At 62.7% G+C, this 17,363-nt stretch carries 12 protein-coding genes and 1 tRNA gene; 7 read left to right on the top strand and 6 right to left on the bottom strand.

Going from position 1 to position 17,363, the window contains the following annotated elements:
• Positions 1-8: 8 nt before the first annotated feature.
• The 3 genes from ACWHY3_RS10600 to ACWHY3_RS10590 all read left to right on the top strand — a co-directional run bounded on the left by ACWHY3_RS10600 (position 9) and on the right by ACWHY3_RS10590 (position 4,468).
• Positions 9-2,324, top strand: coding sequence for a glycosyltransferase family 2 protein (locus ACWHY3_RS10600; RefSeq protein ID WP_448126491.1), 2,316 nt, complete (start codon positions 9-11; stop codon positions 2,322-2,324).
• 45 nt (positions 2,325-2,369) lie between these two features.
• A complete protein-coding gene (locus ACWHY3_RS10595) occupies positions 2,370-3,398 on the top strand; it encodes a glycosyltransferase (protein ID WP_071231558.1) in 1,029 nt (342 codons plus the stop codon).
• 119 nt (positions 3,399-3,517) lie between these two features.
• Positions 3,518-4,468, top strand: a complete 951-nt coding sequence (locus tag ACWHY3_RS10590; RefSeq protein ID WP_448126490.1) for a glycosyltransferase family 2 protein — start codon at positions 3,518-3,520, stop codon at positions 4,466-4,468.
• A gap of 136 nt (positions 4,469-4,604) precedes the next feature.
• On the opposite strand, the gene ACWHY3_RS10585 is transcribed toward ACWHY3_RS10590, so the two are convergent.
• The 3 genes from ACWHY3_RS10585 to ACWHY3_RS10575 form a co-directional block, all read right to left on the bottom strand.
• A complete protein-coding gene (locus ACWHY3_RS10585) occupies positions 4,605-5,849 on the bottom strand; it encodes a capsular polysaccharide export protein, LipB/KpsS family (protein ID WP_448126489.1) in 1,245 nt (414 codons plus the stop codon).
• 300 nt (positions 5,850-6,149) lie between these two features.
• Positions 6,150-8,045 carry an NAD-dependent DNA ligase LigB gene (gene ligB / locus ACWHY3_RS10580; RefSeq protein ID WP_448126488.1) on the bottom strand — a complete coding sequence of 632 codons (1,896 nt, stop codon included), beginning with the start codon at positions 8,043-8,045 and terminating at the stop codon, positions 6,150-6,152.
• A gap of 215 nt (positions 8,046-8,260) precedes the next feature.
• A complete protein-coding gene (locus ACWHY3_RS10575) occupies positions 8,261-10,387 on the bottom strand; it encodes a carboxy terminal-processing peptidase (RefSeq protein WP_448126487.1) in 2,127 nt (708 codons plus the stop codon).
• Positions 10,388-10,520: 133 nt separating this feature from the next.
• Between ACWHY3_RS10575 and ACWHY3_RS10570 the strand changes: the two genes are divergently transcribed.
• From ACWHY3_RS10570 to ACWHY3_RS10555, 4 genes are all read left to right on the top strand, one after another.
• A complete protein-coding gene (locus ACWHY3_RS10570; protein ID WP_448126486.1) occupies positions 10,521-11,837 on the top strand; it encodes a M18 family aminopeptidase in 1,317 nt (438 codons plus the stop codon).
• A gap of 97 nt (positions 11,838-11,934) precedes the next feature.
• The gene (gene dgcN / locus ACWHY3_RS10565) at positions 11,935-12,936 is read left to right on the top strand and encodes an N-acetyltransferase DgcN (protein WP_448126485.1); all 1,002 of its coding nucleotides are present in this window, start codon (positions 11,935-11,937) and stop codon (positions 12,934-12,936) included.
• A complete protein-coding gene (gene dgcA / locus ACWHY3_RS10560) occupies positions 12,930-13,910 on the top strand; it encodes an N-acetyl-D-Glu racemase DgcA (protein ID WP_322527539.1) in 981 nt (326 codons plus the stop codon). The genes dgcN and dgcA overlap by 7 nt, the downstream gene beginning before the upstream one ends.
• 106 nt (positions 13,911-14,016) lie before the next feature.
• On the top strand, positions 14,017-14,880 hold the full coding sequence (locus ACWHY3_RS10555) for a D-amino-acid transaminase (RefSeq protein WP_087720486.1): 864 nt from the start codon (positions 14,017-14,019) through the stop codon (positions 14,878-14,880).
• A 120-nt stretch (positions 14,881-15,000) separates the two neighbouring features.
• Here ACWHY3_RS10555 and ACWHY3_RS10550 read toward each other — a convergent pair.
• The 3 genes from ACWHY3_RS10550 to ACWHY3_RS10540 all read right to left on the bottom strand — a co-directional run bounded on the left by ACWHY3_RS10550 (position 15,001) and on the right by ACWHY3_RS10540 (position 17,259).
• Positions 15,001-15,077, bottom strand: a tRNA-Met gene (locus ACWHY3_RS10550).
• 374 nt (positions 15,078-15,451) lie between these two features.
• Entirely contained in the window at positions 15,452-16,051 is a 600-nt protein-coding gene (locus ACWHY3_RS10545; RefSeq protein ID WP_087720485.1) for a DUF4276 family protein, read from the bottom strand.
• The gene (locus ACWHY3_RS10540; RefSeq protein WP_087720484.1) at positions 16,048-17,259 is read right to left on the bottom strand and encodes an AAA family ATPase; all 1,212 of its coding nucleotides are present in this window, start codon (positions 17,257-17,259) and stop codon (positions 16,048-16,050) included. The genes ACWHY3_RS10545 and ACWHY3_RS10540 overlap by 4 nt, the downstream gene beginning before the upstream one ends.
• Positions 17,260-17,363: the final 104 nt, after the last annotated feature.

Raw genomic sequence — 17,363 nt, 5'->3', positions numbered from 1 at the left:
GATACGCCATGCAGACTTCTCTGTCGCCGGTATCGGACGCCAAGCACTGGATGTTCTGGCGTGGCCTGAATCGCACCACGCGGATCGTCTGTCACCCACGCCTGAAGCCGCTCTACCATCTCGAGCGGCTGACGCAGGAAGAGGCGGACACGGCTCGCCAGTACGTCTGGCGTTCGACGGGCAACGACCCCCAGTTCGCCTGGAAGCGCCATCTGCCGATGCCCGGCTGGAACATGCTCGAAGTCACGATTCGGCATGACCAGCCGAGCGGAGCGGCGCGGTTGTACGTCGATACGGGGCGGGGATTCAACGAGGCAGAGAGCTTCTACCTGACGCTCAAGCCGGGACGGACCGCCAAGCGGCTCTGTTACATCGGCGCGGGCATCAGGGAGATTCGGTTCGACCCGCTGGAAACCGAAGGGTGCTTTGCGGTCGAGCATCTGAGACTGGTCTGGCTGAGCCCGTGGTTTGCCTACGACCGCCTGGCCCAGCGCCTGGCCAATCTGCACGGCCAGTGGCTAGAGACCCCCAAGGCCAGCATTCTGCCGCAACTGAAGCAGCGTGCCAGGGAGCAGAACGTCCATTGGCGAGCGCTTGCCCTGCGGCAGTACGAGGAGACGTTCGTCCGGCTGTGCCCGCGCAAGAGCTATCGGCAGTGGTTGGTACAGCAGCCCGTGCTGTCCGCCGATCAGATAGCGCACCAGCTGGCGGCATTTTCCTATCGGCCGCTGATCTCGATTCTGCTGCCGACCTATGACCCGGCGCCCGAAGACCTCGAACGTTGTATCGAATCGGTCCTGGCGCAGCACTATCCGCACTGGCAGCTGTGTATCGCCGACGATGCTTCCGCCGATCCGCGGGTTCGGGAGACGCTTTCCCGTTACGCCGAGCGGGATTCGCGCATCGACGTAGTGTTTCGACCGACCAATGGCCATATCTGTGCGGCGAGCAACAGCGCGCTGGCACGTGCCCGGGGCGAGTACGTGGCACTGCTGGATCATGATGACCGGCTGGTACCGGAGGCGCTCTATCACGTCGTCGAGACGCTGCAGGAGCAACCGCAGGCAGAGCTGCTCTACAGCGACGAGGACAAGGTCGATGGGTTCGACGAGCGTTACGATCCCCACTTCAAGCCGGCCTGGAACCCGGATCTGTTGCTGGGCCAGAACTATATCTCCCATCTCGGCGTTTATCGGACGTCGAGAGTGCGGGCCATCGACGGTTTCCGCCAGGGCTTCGAGGGCAGCCAGGATCACGATCTGACCCTGCGATTCTGCGCTGGGCTCACGGTAGATCAAATTGTCAGGATCCCCAGGGTGCTCTATCACTGGCACGCCGGCCAGGGCTCGACGGCGGCCGCGGCCGTGGAGAAGCGCTATACCGCCGGCGCCGGTCTGCGTGCGGTGCAGGATCATCTGGACCGGCACACCGCGGGCGCACGTGCCGAGCCGGGCAAGTATCCCAATACTTATCGGATTCGCTGGCCGCTTCCCGACCCGGCGCCGCTGGTGAGTCTGCTCATTCCGACGCGCGACCAGGTGTCGATCCTGCGGCCTTGTGTCGAGGCACTGCTCGAACGCACACGCTATTCGCGGCTGGAAGTGCTGATTCTCGACAACGGCTCCACCTGCCGCGAGACCCTGGCCTTCCTGGACGAGATCGCCAGGGACGAGAGAGTTCGCGTGCTGTCCTGGCCATACCCGTTCAACTACTCGGGGATCAACAATTTCGGCGCTCGTCACGCGCGCGGCGACATCCTGGGGCTGATCAACAACGACATCGAACCGATCAACGAAGACTGGCTGGAGGAGATGGTAAGCCAGGCCTGTCGCGAGGAGATCGGCTGCGTCGGTGCCAAGCTCTACTACCCCGACGGCACGGTCCAGCACGGCGGGGTGCTGCTGGGTGTGGGCGGTGTCGCGGGTCACGCGCACAAGTATTTCTCGCGCCACGAACCCGGTTATTTCAGCCGGCTGCATCTCGTCCAGAACTTTTCCGCCGTGACCGCGGCGTGTCTGGTGGTGCGCAAGTCGCTGTTCGATGCCGTCGGCGGGCTGGACGAAGAGAACCTGGCGGTCGCGTTCAACGACGTCGATTTCTGCCTCAAGGTGCAGGAAGCGGGATACCGCAATCTATGGACGCCGTTTGCCGAACTCTACCACCACGAGTCCGTCTCCCGGGGCGCCGACGATACCAGTGCCAAGCGCCTGCGAGCGACCCGGGAGGCGGATTACATGCGCCGCCGGTGGCGTCATCGGCTGTTCGACGATCCGGCCTACCACCCCAGCCTGACACTGACTTACGAGGACTTTTCGCTGCGTTGAACCGTCGCGAAAGGAATGACAATCCAGCCTACGAGGGGACTGATCATGAACTATCCGCGCTGGGTGGTTTTGAGTGATGGAACCTGCCCGACCGAAGATATCTACTTCCTGAAATCGGTGGCACCGTGGCTGCAATCACGTGGCATCGAGGTCAAGCGTATCGACACCAGCTACTGGCGGCTGCCGGTCATGTGCATGCCGTGGCTGGTGGGCGAGCTGCGCAATGCCCATATCCTCGTCTGCCGATCGCTCAACGGCGCCTGGATCTCGTGGCTGGAAGACAACCGGCACCGCGTGGCCACCATTCGCTATCTGATCGACGACGATATCGATGCCGCCGCGTTGGACGAAAAGCTGCCGGAAACCTACCGGCGGCGCATGGCGCACGTGTCGTCCCACGTGCAGCCGCGCCTGCTGGCGATCGCCGACGAAGTGATCGCCTGCTGCGAGCCGTTGGCGAAGCACTTCAGCCGGCGCCACGATTCGGTCTCGCTGCTGGCGCCATCGCTGATCGCGCCGATGCCCACCCACGATCATTTCATCCAGTCGGCGCCGCGCGTCGGGTTCCATGGCTCACGTGCCCACCTGGCCGATCTCGAGAACATCACGCCGGCCCTGGTCGATATTCACGAACGCAACAAGGCGTTGATGTTCGAGATCATGCTGGGAGGCTTTTCGCCGGTCTCGCTGCGGGGGCTGCAGCGGGTACGCACTCCCAAGCCGCTCGGCTGGCGGGCCTTCCAGCGCTATCGCGACCGGCAGCGCATGCATATCAGTCTGACGCCGATGCGCGATACCCCGTTCAACGCCGGCAAGACCTACATCAAGTTTCTGGATAACGCCGCGATGGGCAGCGTGGGGCTCTACAGCGCCCGCTCGCCCTATCGCGAAATCGTCTCGCAAGGCGAAGACGGCTTGCTGGTCGAGGATACCCCCGAGGCCTGGCGTTCGGCGATGCAGCAGTTGATCGACGATCCGGTCGGGGCGCGACGCATGGCACAGAATGCAGCCCGCAAGGCGCTCGATATCGGCAATCCGGAGAAGGCCCGAGCCTTCTGGTGGGTGAGACGCTGACGCTGCGTTGTGAGGCAGAAATCACCGGCCCGATCCCGTTCGGATGATGACGGCAAACGTTCCCGATCTGCGTCGCCTCCGGGCGACGAGAACCTTTGACATTGACAGGAAACTTCACGATGAAACTTGAATTTACCGCCATCACGATGGTTCGGGGAGAAGAAGACGTCGTCTTCGCTTCCTGCCTGCACCACCTGCGACTGGGATTCGACCGGCTCATCGTGCTTAGCCATATCGAGCATGATTTCCTACGGGAATGTGTCGCCGAGCTGCGAGAACGCTATCCGGAAAAAGAGGTGGCCTTCGTCGAGATCGAGGACGAGCAGGGCTTCTCCAGGCGCAAGGCAGACTATATCAACGGCGCGCTGGAGCTCTATCTGAAGAAGGATTGCTACAACGTCGTCTACGGCTTCGATGCGGACGAGTTCCTGACCTTCAAGAAGGGCCTGACGGTCAAGGATTTCTATGCGGCGTTCGCGCAGCGTTTTCCGGGCGAGGAGAACCTCAAGCGCTTCTACTTCCGGTTGCCGTGGATCAACGTGATCTGTCAGGAATCCATTGCCTATCAGGAAGATCTCGAGGGCAAGCTGCTGGAAGCCGAGTACTGGTCGCTGGGCGAAGAGGCTTCCGATACCAAGGCGCTGTTCGTCTATCGCCAGTCTCACCGGCTCCACATGGGCTATCACTGGCTGATGGCGAAACAGGATGGCGCGGTGCTGGAGCCCGAGCCCGAGATTATGGATTTCGCCCGAGAGTGGGAAGCCTGCATCTATCACTTGCCGCTGCGCAGCGTGGAGCAGTTCTTCGCCCGGATCGGCAACTACGTTTCCAGCGCCGCGAAGCAGGAGAAGCACAACCGTCTGAGCCAGTTCTTCATCGATAACCCACACATCAACCGGCAGCATTTCTTCGAGATGTGCATCGCCCCGGAACCGAGCTATCCGAGTTACGAAGCGCTCAAGCAGGACATGGGGCCGGCCATCGAGGAGATGGTATTGATGGCGTTCACCAAGTTGATGGTGAAGCCCCGCATCGATATCGGACGGGCGTTGTTGCCGGCCAATCAGTAGATCGGACTCTCGACGGGAAAGCGCAGCGGCCAGGTGGCATTCACCTGGCCGCTTGCCGTTTCAGGCCCTTGCGATCGAGCCTGGCCTGAGGCCATCGGGTGCAGCAATGCCGCTCGCGCCGAAACGGCAACAGGCGCTAGGAGGCGACCGGGAGGCGGGAATCCCAGAGCAGGCGCTCGATGGGCGAGACGTTCTCGGTCAGGTGGGATACCGCATTGATCACCGCCAGATCGATACCTTCGCGGCTGAAGAAGCCCCCGTTGATCTGGGTCGCGTGAATGACGACCCTGGCAAAACTTCGGAACAGCCGCTTGTCCGGACCGATCGGATGACGCCAGAAGTCGTCGAGCGAGCTGGGCGAGGTGAGCCCGGGCATGCGGTAGATGGCGTTGCCGAGCGCGAGCGTAGGGCATTCGTTTTCGAGTGCCATGAGCCCTTCGCTGCCGTTGATCGTCACCAGGCCTGAGGCGTGATCGATCAGCGTACTCAGGTTGCCGCCGGGCAGGAAGATCAGGCGATCGCCGATATCGGTTTCCACGGCCAGCTTGCGCAGGCGACGCCGGTAGCCGGACATATCGTCGGCCGGGCCGATGATCGCCAGACGTGTACGCTCCGGGGCAAAGCGGGCAAAGGAGTTGACGATCTGCTCCACGGCCTTCCACCCACCGGGGTAGGGAGAATGGAAGCGAATTAGAGGATCGCCGTCGGGCTGCAGCGGGAAGAGGTAGAACGGTCGGCCGTCACTGAGCAGCGCTTGGCAGCGGCTGGCGGCCTGATGCCGGCCGAGCCACTGCCTCGTGCCTCCGCGGTAGCTCACGTCCCGGGGCAGTTCGGCTTGGCCGCGGGTGTGCCAGAACATCAACGGGTTGGCGATCTGTGCCAGACGATAGCCGGCATCATGGACGGCGCGCATGGCAAACGGCTGCGAGAAGGCGCGGGGCGGCAAGGACCGGGGAATGGTCGGGCCGATGCTGTGATACCACTCCGGGTCCTTCGGCAGCAGCGAATGACCATGGGCGCCTTCACGTTCCAGCGTGACCCAGTAGGGCTGGAAGTAGCCCGACTCCAGGACATGATTGCGTATGCCGCGCCGGCGTGCCGCGGGCATCACCGCCTTGTGGGCGGGGCGGCAGTCGTCGAAGGCGATCTGGTCGGTAATGCCGTGGCGTTGCCACAGGTCGGTGACGAACTCCTCCAGCATGGGCCAGGGATCTCGAAAGGTCTCCGTCGGCTTGCCATGCCATCCGGCCTGGTCGCCGGTGCTGAAGTTGACCTTGACGACCTTGTGGCCATCGTCACTGAGCCGCTGCCCGAGCTGATTGAAAAACGGGGAGCGGGGACCTTGAAGGAACAGGAAGGCTCGCCTCGCCGGAAACATCATGTCGATCCCTGTCTGTGTCGATCTCACCGGGCGACGACCCCGGTTACGCGGGAATCGGCCGTCGTCGACATCGTGGTTGGGAATATGCCTTCAGGATGCATCCGGAAGAGAATTACGGGCTTGGCGGCCTCGACCAGCCGGTCGGGGACCTATTGCCGACGGCGTGCCGATGTGGCGCCCGGCTCCGGAAACTGCAGGCACGTTTCGACTGTAACGCGGCCCGGCTTGCCTGCCATGCCGCGTTTTCGTGAATCGGACGGTGGTTTACTTCGTATTGGAAAGATGAGGCTTCTCAGCCCGTCAAGGTCGTCTGGCAGAAGATGCTGATGACGGGATCGACGCCGACGCCGACGCTGGCGAAAGAGACGGCAGGGATTCCAGCAGCGTAGCGATGGTGGGGTCGTGGAAGAACGCCACCAACTGCGCACTACGAGTGGCGCCGATGCCGGCGTACGTCTGCCAGCCCTGTTCCGAACGATCTCTCAACGCGGCCAGTGGCGCTGCCAGGGCGGCTCGACGCACTTGCTCCGGAATCGGCGGCATGCCGAGGGCAATGAACCATCGCGTCCGCTCCATCCTTTCGGCGGCATGGAAGGCATCGAGCCACTGCCGGGCGCGGGCTTCCCCGACGCCAGGCAGCGTTTGCAACTGCTCCGCACGCAACTGCCGCCAATCCAGCAGGCCATCGACCAGGCCGGCATCGACCAGCGCAGCCCAGCTGGCAGGGCCGATGCCGCTCATGTCCAGGCCATCCTCGCTGCCGAGCCATGCCAGGCGGGCCAGAAACTGTTCGCGACAGCCGGGCATCAATGTCAGGCAGGAGAGCGCATCGTAGCGTTCGGCATCGGGAAGCGTCAGCGCCTGGCGCGGCGTTGCCGGAATGACCACGCGTTCGATCTGGGGAATGGTCGCGCCAGCGAGCGAGAGCGATACCTGATCGCCGGGGCGAACGTCCAGTTCCTGCCAATGCGCCAGCGACCCCAGGCTCACCGAACTGACTTCCCGGTCGTCGAGCAGGACGGGATCGAGCCGGGCGACGGGCGTCAGGCGCCCGGTGCGGCCGACCGAAACATCGATCGCTTCGACCACGGCCAGCGTCTGCGCCGCCGGGTATTTCCAGGCGATGGCCCAGCTCGGCGGCGCTGCCTGCCAGCGCGCCCCAGGAGGCCTGTGGCTGCGCTTGATGACGACACCATCGGAGGCGAACGGCAGCGGGGCGTGATACCAGCGGTCGCGCCACTGCACGACTTCCGATAGCTGCGAGACCGTTCGGGTGTATCTGGCCGTGTCGCCAAAGCCGAGATCGGCCAGTTGCTGGAGCCGACGTTCGCCGCTGGCAGGGCCATCCGGCCAGGCCCAGGCAAAAAAGCCGATGTCACGAGCTGCCTCCGCGGACAGCTCGTGTCGGTTCAGCAGCCCGGCCACCTCGGAGCGCGCGGAGACGCCGCCATCCCGGGCCTGTACGTGATCGGGAAGACGAAGATAGAGCTCTCCCTGCAAGGTGACCGGTTCGTCGGTCGGCAGGTGCTGGGGAAGGCTCGCGATCTGTCTGACCTGACGCGTCCAGTCCTGGCCTGTTTCCCCGTCGCCACGGCTGATGGCGGTCTCGAGCTCGCCATTCCGGTACACGAGCGACACGGCAACACCGTCTACCTTGGGCTGGATCCAGAGCGTCTGGTTCGACTGCCTGGCAAGCCATTCGCCGACGGCCTGGCGATCGGGCAGCTTGTCGAGTCCGGTCTGGGCGAAGGGATGTTCGAGCTCGTCCCGCGGGGAAGCCGGCGTAGGCTGGCGGGATGGCTCGGCGGCAGGATCGAGACCGAGGGGTTTGAGATCGAGGGGTTTAAGACAGTCTCGCCAGCGTTGCCAGCGGCGTTTGGCTTCGTCGTAGACGCCATCGTCAACGAGACGCTCGCCACGCTGATAATACGCCTCGTCCCATGCTTCGAGCTGCCGGGCCAGCGTGGTCAGGGCGTCTTGCTGCCGTGGTCGTGTCGCCCCCGGCGGGCATGATGGGTTTGCTGTGGTGGCGTGACGAGCCGTCTGGTCATCGTCGTCATGAATCGTGTCGGCCTGAACCGTGTCGTCATGAACCGTATCGGCCTGAATCGGGTCGTCATGAGCCGGGTCGGCCTGGGCAAGCCCGGCCAGCCCCAGCCAGACGAGGGCCGCGGCCCGGATCAATATCGCAATCATGGCATCGCTCTCTCGGGTCTTTTAAACGTACAACGACCGGCCGGCGATTTTCTGAATACCGAGAGTTCGGGTTTCGAACCATTAATGCCGTGAGTTGCCACGACCGATTGATCAAAAAAGCCCCGCGAATGTCTTCGCGAGGCTTCGGTCAGGCTGGAGATCGAGCGCCGGCAGCTACGGGTCGGCGTTCCGGCGACGGGCCGGAGCGCCGCCGATCATCCGTTGGACTTCAACTGAATGTAGTCCAGCAGGATCTGGGAGGTTTCCTGCAGTTCGGCGCGATCGGTCGGGTTGGCGTCTTCGGCATTGGCATCGTCCTTGCCGCTGCCGCTGCCGCTGCCGCTGTCGCTGCTCTGGTCGCTGGTGTCGGTCTGGTCGTTGCTTGACGTCTCGTCCTGTTCGCGGGCATCGGTCCAGTGATCGAGCGGTTCCATGCCCAGCGCCCTACGACGCTGGTTCTCGAGCGCCAGCTGCTCGGTCTCCTGGGCATCCATCTCGCGCTGACGCTGCTCCTTGTTGAGGCTGATGCTGGTCTGTTGATCGCGCAGCCGCTTGCTCAACTGAGCCTGCTTCTCCAGGTAGACGAAGTCCGGGTCGTTGGCGATGCGCTGCTCGTGGCGATCCTGCAGCGCTTCCAGGTAGCGCCACGGCTCACCGTAAAGACGATACTGCACCGGGCGGACGCGATCCCAGGGGAGGGCGTTGTCGAGGGCGCTTTCGCCGATCTCGTCGGGGTCGATCAGACTCGGGAACAGGATGTCCGGCTCGACACCGCGATGCTGCGTGCTTTCGCCGGAAATGCGATAGAACTTGGCGCGGGTCAGCTTGATCTGGCCGTGGCTCAGGTCGGTCAGCGTCTGGACGGTGCCCTTGCCGAACGTGCGGCTGCCGACCACCAGGCCGCGACCGTAGTCCTGGATCGCGCCGGCGAAGATCTCCGAGGCGGAAGCGGAAAGCCGGTTGACCAGCACCGCCAGCGGACCTTCGTAGGCCACCCCGGCGTCGGTATCGCCGTAGAGATTGATGCGTCCGCCGGCATCGCGGACCTGTACGGTGGGGCCCCGGTCGATGAACAGGCCGATCATGGAGTTGGCTTCCTGGAGCGCGCCGCCGCCGTCATTGCGCAGATCGAGCACGATGCCTTCGACGTTCTGCGCCTTGAGCTTGTCGATCTCCTTGGCCACGTCCCGGGTGGTGCTGCGGTAGTCGGACTCGCCCGCCTGCCAGGCGTCGAAGTCGACGTAGAATGCCGGCACGGTGATGATGCCGATCTTGTGCGTCGTGCCGTCACGCTGGATCTCTTCCACCCGGCTATGGGCGGCCTGATCCTCGAGCTTGACGGTATCTCGCGTGATCCGGATGGTGTGCGTGCGGGTCACGTCGACGGCCTTGGCCGGGATGATGTCGAGTCGCACCGTCGAGCCTTTCGGGCCACGAATCAGGTCGACCACTTCATCGAGACGCATGCCGACCACGTTGACCATGTCGCCGTCTTCGTTCTGGCCGACGGCAACGATACGGTCGGCCGGCTGCAGCGCGCCGCTCTTGTCGGCAGGCCCACCGGGCACCAGGCTCGATACCTTGACGTACTCGCCGTCGCTCTGCAGCAGCGCGCCGATCCCCTCCAGCGAGAGACGCATCTGGATATCGAAGGATTCGCTCTGCTGGGGGGAAAAGTATTCGGTATGCGGGTCGATCGTGCCGGTGACCGCTGCCATCAACAGCACGAGCACGTCTTCGGCGTTGGTCTGGCGCACGCGATTGAGCTGATTGGCGTAGCGGTCGTGGAGCGTCTTCTGGATCTCCTCGGGAGATTGGTCGCTCAAGAAAAGCGTCAGGGCGGCGTTCTCCAGCCGTTTGTTCCAGAGCTCGTCGAGCGCTCCCTCGCTGCCCGCCCAAGGAGAGTCTTCCCGGTCGAGCGCCAGGCGCTCGTTGCTGGTGTAGGCGTAGTCGACGCCTTGATCGACCTTGTCTACCAGCCACTGGAGCCGGGCTTCCACGCGATCCTGATAGTGTGAATAGAATGCATAGACGCGGTCCAGAGCACCGGACTTGACGGCATCATCGAGTGACGTTTCCAGGTCGCTGAAATTGTCGACGTCTCGTTGCAGCAGATAAGCGCGCTGATCGTCCAGCACGTCCAGCAGACGTTGAAAGGCTCGCTTCGACCAATCGTCGTCGAGATCGACGTCGGCGTAGTGGCCATATTGCAGTGACTCGGCGACCTCGCTTGCCGCCTGACGCTGATCGTCCGTTGGGGTGGGACCGGCTAGCGCCGTGACGCTCCATGCCAGCAATAGCAAACACATGGCCGCGTACCGAGCGGCGGCAGTCAGGGTCATCAATGAAGCACTCCCGGTTTCCTGTACACTCTCTATTCCCTAGAAGACCACCGGATCCATGAATCTTTTTCAGGTCCGGGACCCATTGTAGCAGTCAGTCCGCGTGACTACAGACCGACATCCGAGGAAACCCATGTCAGAACACGCCGCCGACAAGGCTCTCGAAGATCGCTTGCTCGATTTCCTCCAGCGCTCGCCTTCTCCCTGGCACGCCACCGCCAACCTCGTGACACGGCTGGAGGCGGCAGGATATCGGCCCCTCAAGGAAACTGACAGCTGGAAGTTAACACGAGGCGACAAATATTACGTGACGCGTAACGATAGTGCTTTGATCGCGTTCCAGTTGCCGGCTTCGCCGCTCGAGGCGATGCGCATGGTCGGCGCTCATACGGACAGCCCGGCGCTGCGGCTCAAACCGCAACCGGCGATCGTCAACAAGGGCTGGTTGCAGTTGGGTGTCCAGGTCTATGGCGGTGCGTTGCTGTCGCCGTGGTTCGATCGCGACCTGGGGATCGCCGGTCGGGTTCACGTTCGCCGAACCGATGGCCGTCTGCAAGGGGTTTTGCTCAATATGGGTGAGCCAGTGGCGATCATCCCCAGCCTGGCGATCCATATGGATCGCGAAGCCAACAACGGTCGTGTCCTTAATGCGCAGACGCAGATGGCACCGCTGCTGATGCAGGGCGGCGATGCGCCGGATTTCGATCACCTGCTCAAACAGTGGATCGAGCGCGAGCACGCCATCGAGGTGGCGGACATCGTCGACTTCGAGCTGGGCTTCTACGACGTCCAGCCGCCGGCTCGGGTCGGCATCAACAGGGAAATGATCGCCAGCGCGCGACTCGACAACCTGCTTTCCTGCTTCATCGGTGTCGAAGCGCTGTTGGCTGCCGATGGCCAGCAGGGCGCGCTGTTCGTGGCCAATGATCATGAGGAAGTCGGCAGTGCCAGTGCCTGTGGCGCCCAGGGGCCGTTTCTGGCCGACGTGCTGCGCCGCGTGAATGCCGCACTCGGCGAGCCCGGCGACGAAGGGTTCGTACGATTGGTCCAGCGCTCCCTGATGATCTCCTGCGACAACGCCCACGCCGTGCACCCCAACTTCGCCGACAAGCACGACGCCAATCATGGTCCGTTACTCAACGCCGGGCCGGTGATCAAGGTCAACGCCAGCCAGCGTTACGCCACCAACAGCGCCACGGCGGCACTGTTCCAGGATATCTGTCGTGAAGCCGACGTGCCGGTGCAGCAGTTCGTGACCCGCGCGGACATGGGCTGCGGCAGCACTATCGGCCCGATCACTGCCACCGAGCTGGGCGTGCCGACCATCGATGTGGGCGTACCGCAATTCGGCATGCACTCGATTCGCGAAACGGCAGGCAGTCGTGATCCGGCGTACCTGATTCGGGCGCTGACCACGTTCTTCAATCGAGCCGACCTGATGACCGGTTGAGTCTCGTCAGTCAAACTGGCTGATGGCGGTGCAGGATGACGTTCGGTGCCGACCGTTTGCGGGTCGGCTCTTTTCACATTGAACGAGTAGTGATGACATGCTCAAGACTCCCTATTTGCTGTTCCTGGGCGACGTGCCCGATCCGCTGTCCGCCAAGGTCGCGCAGGGCATTCGCGACTGGCGTCCGGAGTATGCGCTGGGTCAGTACCGGCTGCCGGGTTGCCAGGCGGATATGAAATTGCCGGATCTCGATATCGACGCGGCCGTGGCGCAGGGTGCCAGGACGCTGGTAATTGGCGCGGCCAATCGGGGCGGCGTGATCTCTCGCAGCTGGATCGCCGTGCTCAAGGAAGCGCTGGCTGCCGGCATGGATATCGCTTCCGGGCTGCACAATCTGCTGTGTGACGAGCCGGAGCTGGTGGCGGCGGCGGAGAAGCATGGCGGGCGCCTGATCGACGTGCGCGTGCCGCAGGTCCAGTATCCGATTGGCGACGGCAAGAAGCGCCGTGGCAAGCGCTGTCTGGCCGTGGGTACCGACTGCTCCATCGGCAAGATGTACACGGCGCTGGCGCTGGACATCGCCCTGCGCGAGCGCGGCGCGAAGTCGAGTTTCCGTGCCACCGGCCAGACCGGGATTCTGATCACCGGCGAAGGCGTGCCGCTGGATGCCGTCATCGCCGACTTCATGGCCGGTTCCATCGAGTGGCTGACGCCGGACAACGACGACGATCACTGGGATATCATCGAAGGGCAGGGCAGTCTGTTCCACCCTTCCTATTCCGGCGTCACCATGGCATTGATCCACGGTGGCCAGCCGGACGCGCTGATTCTGTGTCATGAACCGACGCGCACGCATATGCGCGGGTTGCCGAACTATCAGCTGCCGACGCTCGAACAGCTACGCGATACGGCGCTGCCGCTGGCACAGGTAGTGAACCCGGCGTGCCAGGTCGTCGGTGTCTCGGTCAATACCTCCAACATGGCGGTCGACGAGGCAGACCGGTATCTGGAGGCGCTCGAATCGCGGCTGGGATTGCCGTGTGTCGATCCCTACCGGCAGGGCGCGGATCGGCTGGCCGCGGCGGTGCTGGCATGCTGAAGCTGAGCGTCGAGGAGCAGGTCTTTCCGCTCGCCGAAGTCTTCACCATCTCCCGCGGTTCACGCAGCGAGGCGCGAGTCGTGGTCGCGACGCTGAGCGATGGCGCTCATGCCGGCCGCGGTGAATGCGTGCCCTATGCCCACTACGGCGAGTCGGTCGATAGCGTCATCGCCCAGATCGAGTCGATGCGTGATGCGCTGGCGCAGGGCATGGATCGTCTCGAACTGCAGTCGCGACTGCCGGCCGGTGCGGCACGCAATGCGCTCGACTGCGCGTTCTGGGATATGGAAGCCAAGTCCGCTGGCAAGCCGGTGTGGAAACTCGCCGGTCTTGACGCGCCCAGGGCCGAGATCACCGCTTTCACGCTGTCGCTGGAGTCACCCGATGCCATGCGCGAGAAGGCCCGGCGCCACGCCGCTCGGCCGCTGCTCAAGCTGAAGCTGGGCGGCGAGGGGGATATCGAGCGCCTCGAGGCCGTTCGCGAGGGCGCACCCGAGGCACGGATCATCGTCGACGCCAACGAGGGCTGGGATCGCGACGCCTACGAACGTCTGGCGCCGACGCTGGTGTCGCTGGGAATCAGCATGGTCGAGCAGCCGCTGCCGGCGGGCCAGGATGCGCCGTTGGCGGAGATCGAGCGTCCGCTGCCGGTGTGTGCCGACGAAGCGTGCCACGACCGCACGTCGCTACCCGATCTGGTCGGCCGCTACGACATGATCAACATCAAGCTCGACAAGACCGGCGGCTTGACCGAAGCACTGGCGCTCAAGCGGGAAGCGCTGGCAAGCGGGTTCGAGATCATGGTCGGCTGCATGGTGGGGTCGTCGCTGTCGATGGCGCCGGCGCTGCTGGTGGCGCAGGGGGCGGCGGTGGTCGATCTCGATGGCCCGTTATTGCTGGCACAGGATCGCGAGCACGGCATGCGTTTCGATGCTGAAGGCATCCATCCGGCGACGTCGGCATTGTGGGGCTGAGCGATCGCTATCATGAACCAGGTTCTGTACCCCGGCGCGGATTCAGCGGAAGACGTAAACATGAAGGCGAACCTGAACGTGAAGACAGACATAGAGACGGCATGAGATGACACAGCGCACGGTCTACGTGAATGGCGACTACGTCGCGGAACAGGACGCCAAGGTATCGGTCTTCGATCGCGGCTTCCTGTTTGCCGATGGCGTCTACGAGGTTTCTTCGGTGCTCGAGGGCAAGCTGATCGATTTCCCCGGCCATATGCGGCGCTTGACGCGCTCGGCGGGTGAGCTCGAGATGGCGTTGCCGTGGGATGACGATGCGCTGCTGACGATCCATCGCGAATTGATCCGGCGCAACGCGCTCGAGGAGGGCATGGTCTACCTCCAGCTGACGCGAGGTAGCGCCGGTGATCGGGACTTCCACTATCCTGGCGCCGATACGCCGCCGACGCTGGTGCTGTTCACCCAGGCCAAGGCCCTCGTCGACAGCCGCAGTGGCCGCGAGGGCATTCGTGTCGCGACGCAACCCGACTGGCGCTGGACGCGACGCGACATCAAGACGGTGCAGCTGCTCTACCCCGTGATGGCCAAGATGGCGGCGACGGCGGCCGGTGCCGACGATGCCTGGATGGTCGAGGAGGGGCTGGTAACCGAAGGAGCATCGAACAACGCGTGGATGCTGACCCACGACGGAGCGCTGGTGACGCGAGAGCTCTCCCACGCCATTCTCCCCGGCATTACTCGTGCCGTCGTTCTGGAGCTCGCCCAGACGCTCTCGTTGCGTGTCGAGGAGCGGGCCTTCAGCGTCGAGGAGGCGCAGGGAGCCAGGGAGTGCTTCGTCACCTCGGCGTCATCGTTCGTTACGCCGGTCGTGGCGATCGACGGTGTGCATGTCGCCGATGGCCGCCCCGGTGAGGTAGCGCGAAAGCTGCGTGAAGCCTACATCGAAGAGAGTCGTCGTCGCGCCATCTGAATCGTGCGGCAGGCCGTGCGAATCGACAGCCTGCCGCACGGGCGGCAATACGGAAAGCCGACGCAAGGCCATACGAAAAAGCCCGCCGATCGTGAGAACGGCGGGCTTTTTCGCGATATCTGGTGGCTACGCCCTGATTCGAACAGGGGACCCCATCATTATGAGTGATGTGCTCTAACCAGCTGAGCTACGTAGCCTTCGGGGCAGCCGTGTCAAGCTAACCTGAGTCGCCTGACAACGGTTGCGAATACTACCATAACTTGATGAAACGTCAATAATTTCTTGGGTCTGATCTCGACAAGGCCTTTGGATGGCACCCAGGCGTCTCGAGGGAATAGCGCTTCGGCCAAGGAACGCAAAGCCGCCAACACAGAAGTTTGGCCGATACGTCAGCATCCTAAGGAAATGCTGAATAAATCGACGAGCGAGATGAAGCGCGAGGCGTATGGAACGCAGAAAAGGAGACCTAATGAAGTTAGGCGGATTTTCGAGTACCACGCAACGAAGCGATTCGCTCGCGCAGGCATTTATGCAGCGTTTCCCTAAAGACGGCGATAAGCAATACCCTGCTTCAATTGCCGTTCAAATCTACGATGTTGACTTGCCATTCTTTGCACAGCTTGCGGAATGAACGACTGTTGTCAAATGCTTGTTGCAGGTCGAAATGTGCCGTGAAAGCGGGTTGATCCAGCACTTCGCTGTAGGTTCCGCCCTCCATATTTCGGCGCAGCCAACCCTTCGCGTCTCGCGGCGTCTCTGCATCGACTTGGGCATCAGCCGGGTAGCGGAATCCCCGGCGTCCGTCGAGTGACGGGGCTGCCGCAATGAACCAAGCTTCGTATTCGCGCTTGGCCAATACCACCGATAGGCGCCGGTGCGGCAAATGCTGCCTCGCACGCTGATGGACCTCGGCTGCCAAGGTGGCTGGACAGTCGTCATCGGCGTCCAAAACCACCAGAATCCATCCCTGCTCGCCGCATTTGGCGGCCGCCAGCAACAGTTGCTTGCGGAACTCCTCTTCGCGATTGAGAAAACGGTCCCTGTGAACCCGAATCGGTGGGAGCGCATGCGCGTAGTCACGGCCCGGACGCCATGCATTCAGACGACGCAGCAAAACCGGCAAGGCGTCAACTTCGCCATGGCCCTCCACAATGCTGGCGACTGGGATCATGTAGACTCCATTTCACTGAAAAGATCCCCAGAGGCCGCCTTGTCCTGGCGTTCTATACTGTCTCGGTCGGGTGCCAGTTGGTTCATGCGTAGCAGTTCACCAGCCGAGAACAGATGCTCCCGCATGACTTGGCGTGAGCCTTCGTCCAGTGGCGCAACCTTTGTTTCGCCCGCCTCAGACACGACGGCCAGCACGGCATCCGCGTCGATACTGCGGTCATCCAGGAGGTCTGGACTGTGACTAGTCACAAGGACTTGCGTGGTTTCAGAAGCGCGCACCAATGCCTCGCGAAGTGCGGCGCTAGCTGCCGGATGCAGGGCGGTTTCAGGTTCCTCGATGCCGATCAATGTCGGTGAATAATCCACATTACCCTGTAACAGTGCGGCCAGAACGCCCAGTGCGCGTAGGGTGCCATCGGACATATTTTGAGAAAGGAAACGCCAAGGATGTTTGGAGCCGGCCATGTCCTGACGAAACTCCAGCGTTTCCATTGGCCCAATGGGCTTGCGCTCCACGCCATGTACCATAGGCGCCACGGAGTGTAAATATTCCTCTATCAGCGTCATCTGGGCAGGTGCTACCTTTTCCAAATGTCCGATCACGCTGGCGATGTTCTCCCCGGCAGGCCGCAACAGTCTGCCATCTTGGGGTTTCTGTAATTCGCGCATCAGTTTTGGGTTGAGGTTATAGAAGCCCATCGCGGTCAATGCATCAAATACCGGGCGGAAGTCCGTCAGGCCCGAGGCTGCCACCAATGCCAATCTGTCCGCAGTTACCGAGGGGAAGGTGGTCTCGCTGCTATCTCGAAGCTTGCCTTTCCCGATGCGGAAGAATGGACCCTTGCCGATGCCAGCGACAACGCATTCCTCTCGCTGCACCTCGTAACCGCCATTCTTCAACGCCCCGATAACGAAGCCATAGTGCCCAACTTGGCCGCCTTGCATGACGAACTCGATTCGAAGTGCGAAATGCGTAGGATGACCTCCGCTACGCCGGCGAACCTCGTTGATGCCGCCCCGTTCGTTCAGAGCACTATCCAGTGAATTGGAAAGCGCGTCGCGCACGAAATGCAGGGCATCCATGAAATTGCTCTTGCCCGCGCCGTTGTGACCCACCAAGTAGGTCAGCGGGCGCAGACTCACATCGCAATAGCCGATGCTCTTATAGTTGCGAACGGCGACGCGGCTAATAAAAGGGGGCTGTGTCATGTTTTCTCTCCGCGTCAGACTTTGAACATCTTCGTCACCTAGTCCCTAAGTGATTGATGACCTCTACCGCGAACCGCCCAATCTTAGGTTTGGGAAGCGGGCGC

It is taken from the genome of Salinicola sp. NYA28a (assembly GCF_976982775.1).
Note: the sequence above shows the minus strand (reverse complement) of the source record. Positions and strands in the feature narration are given on the sequence as shown.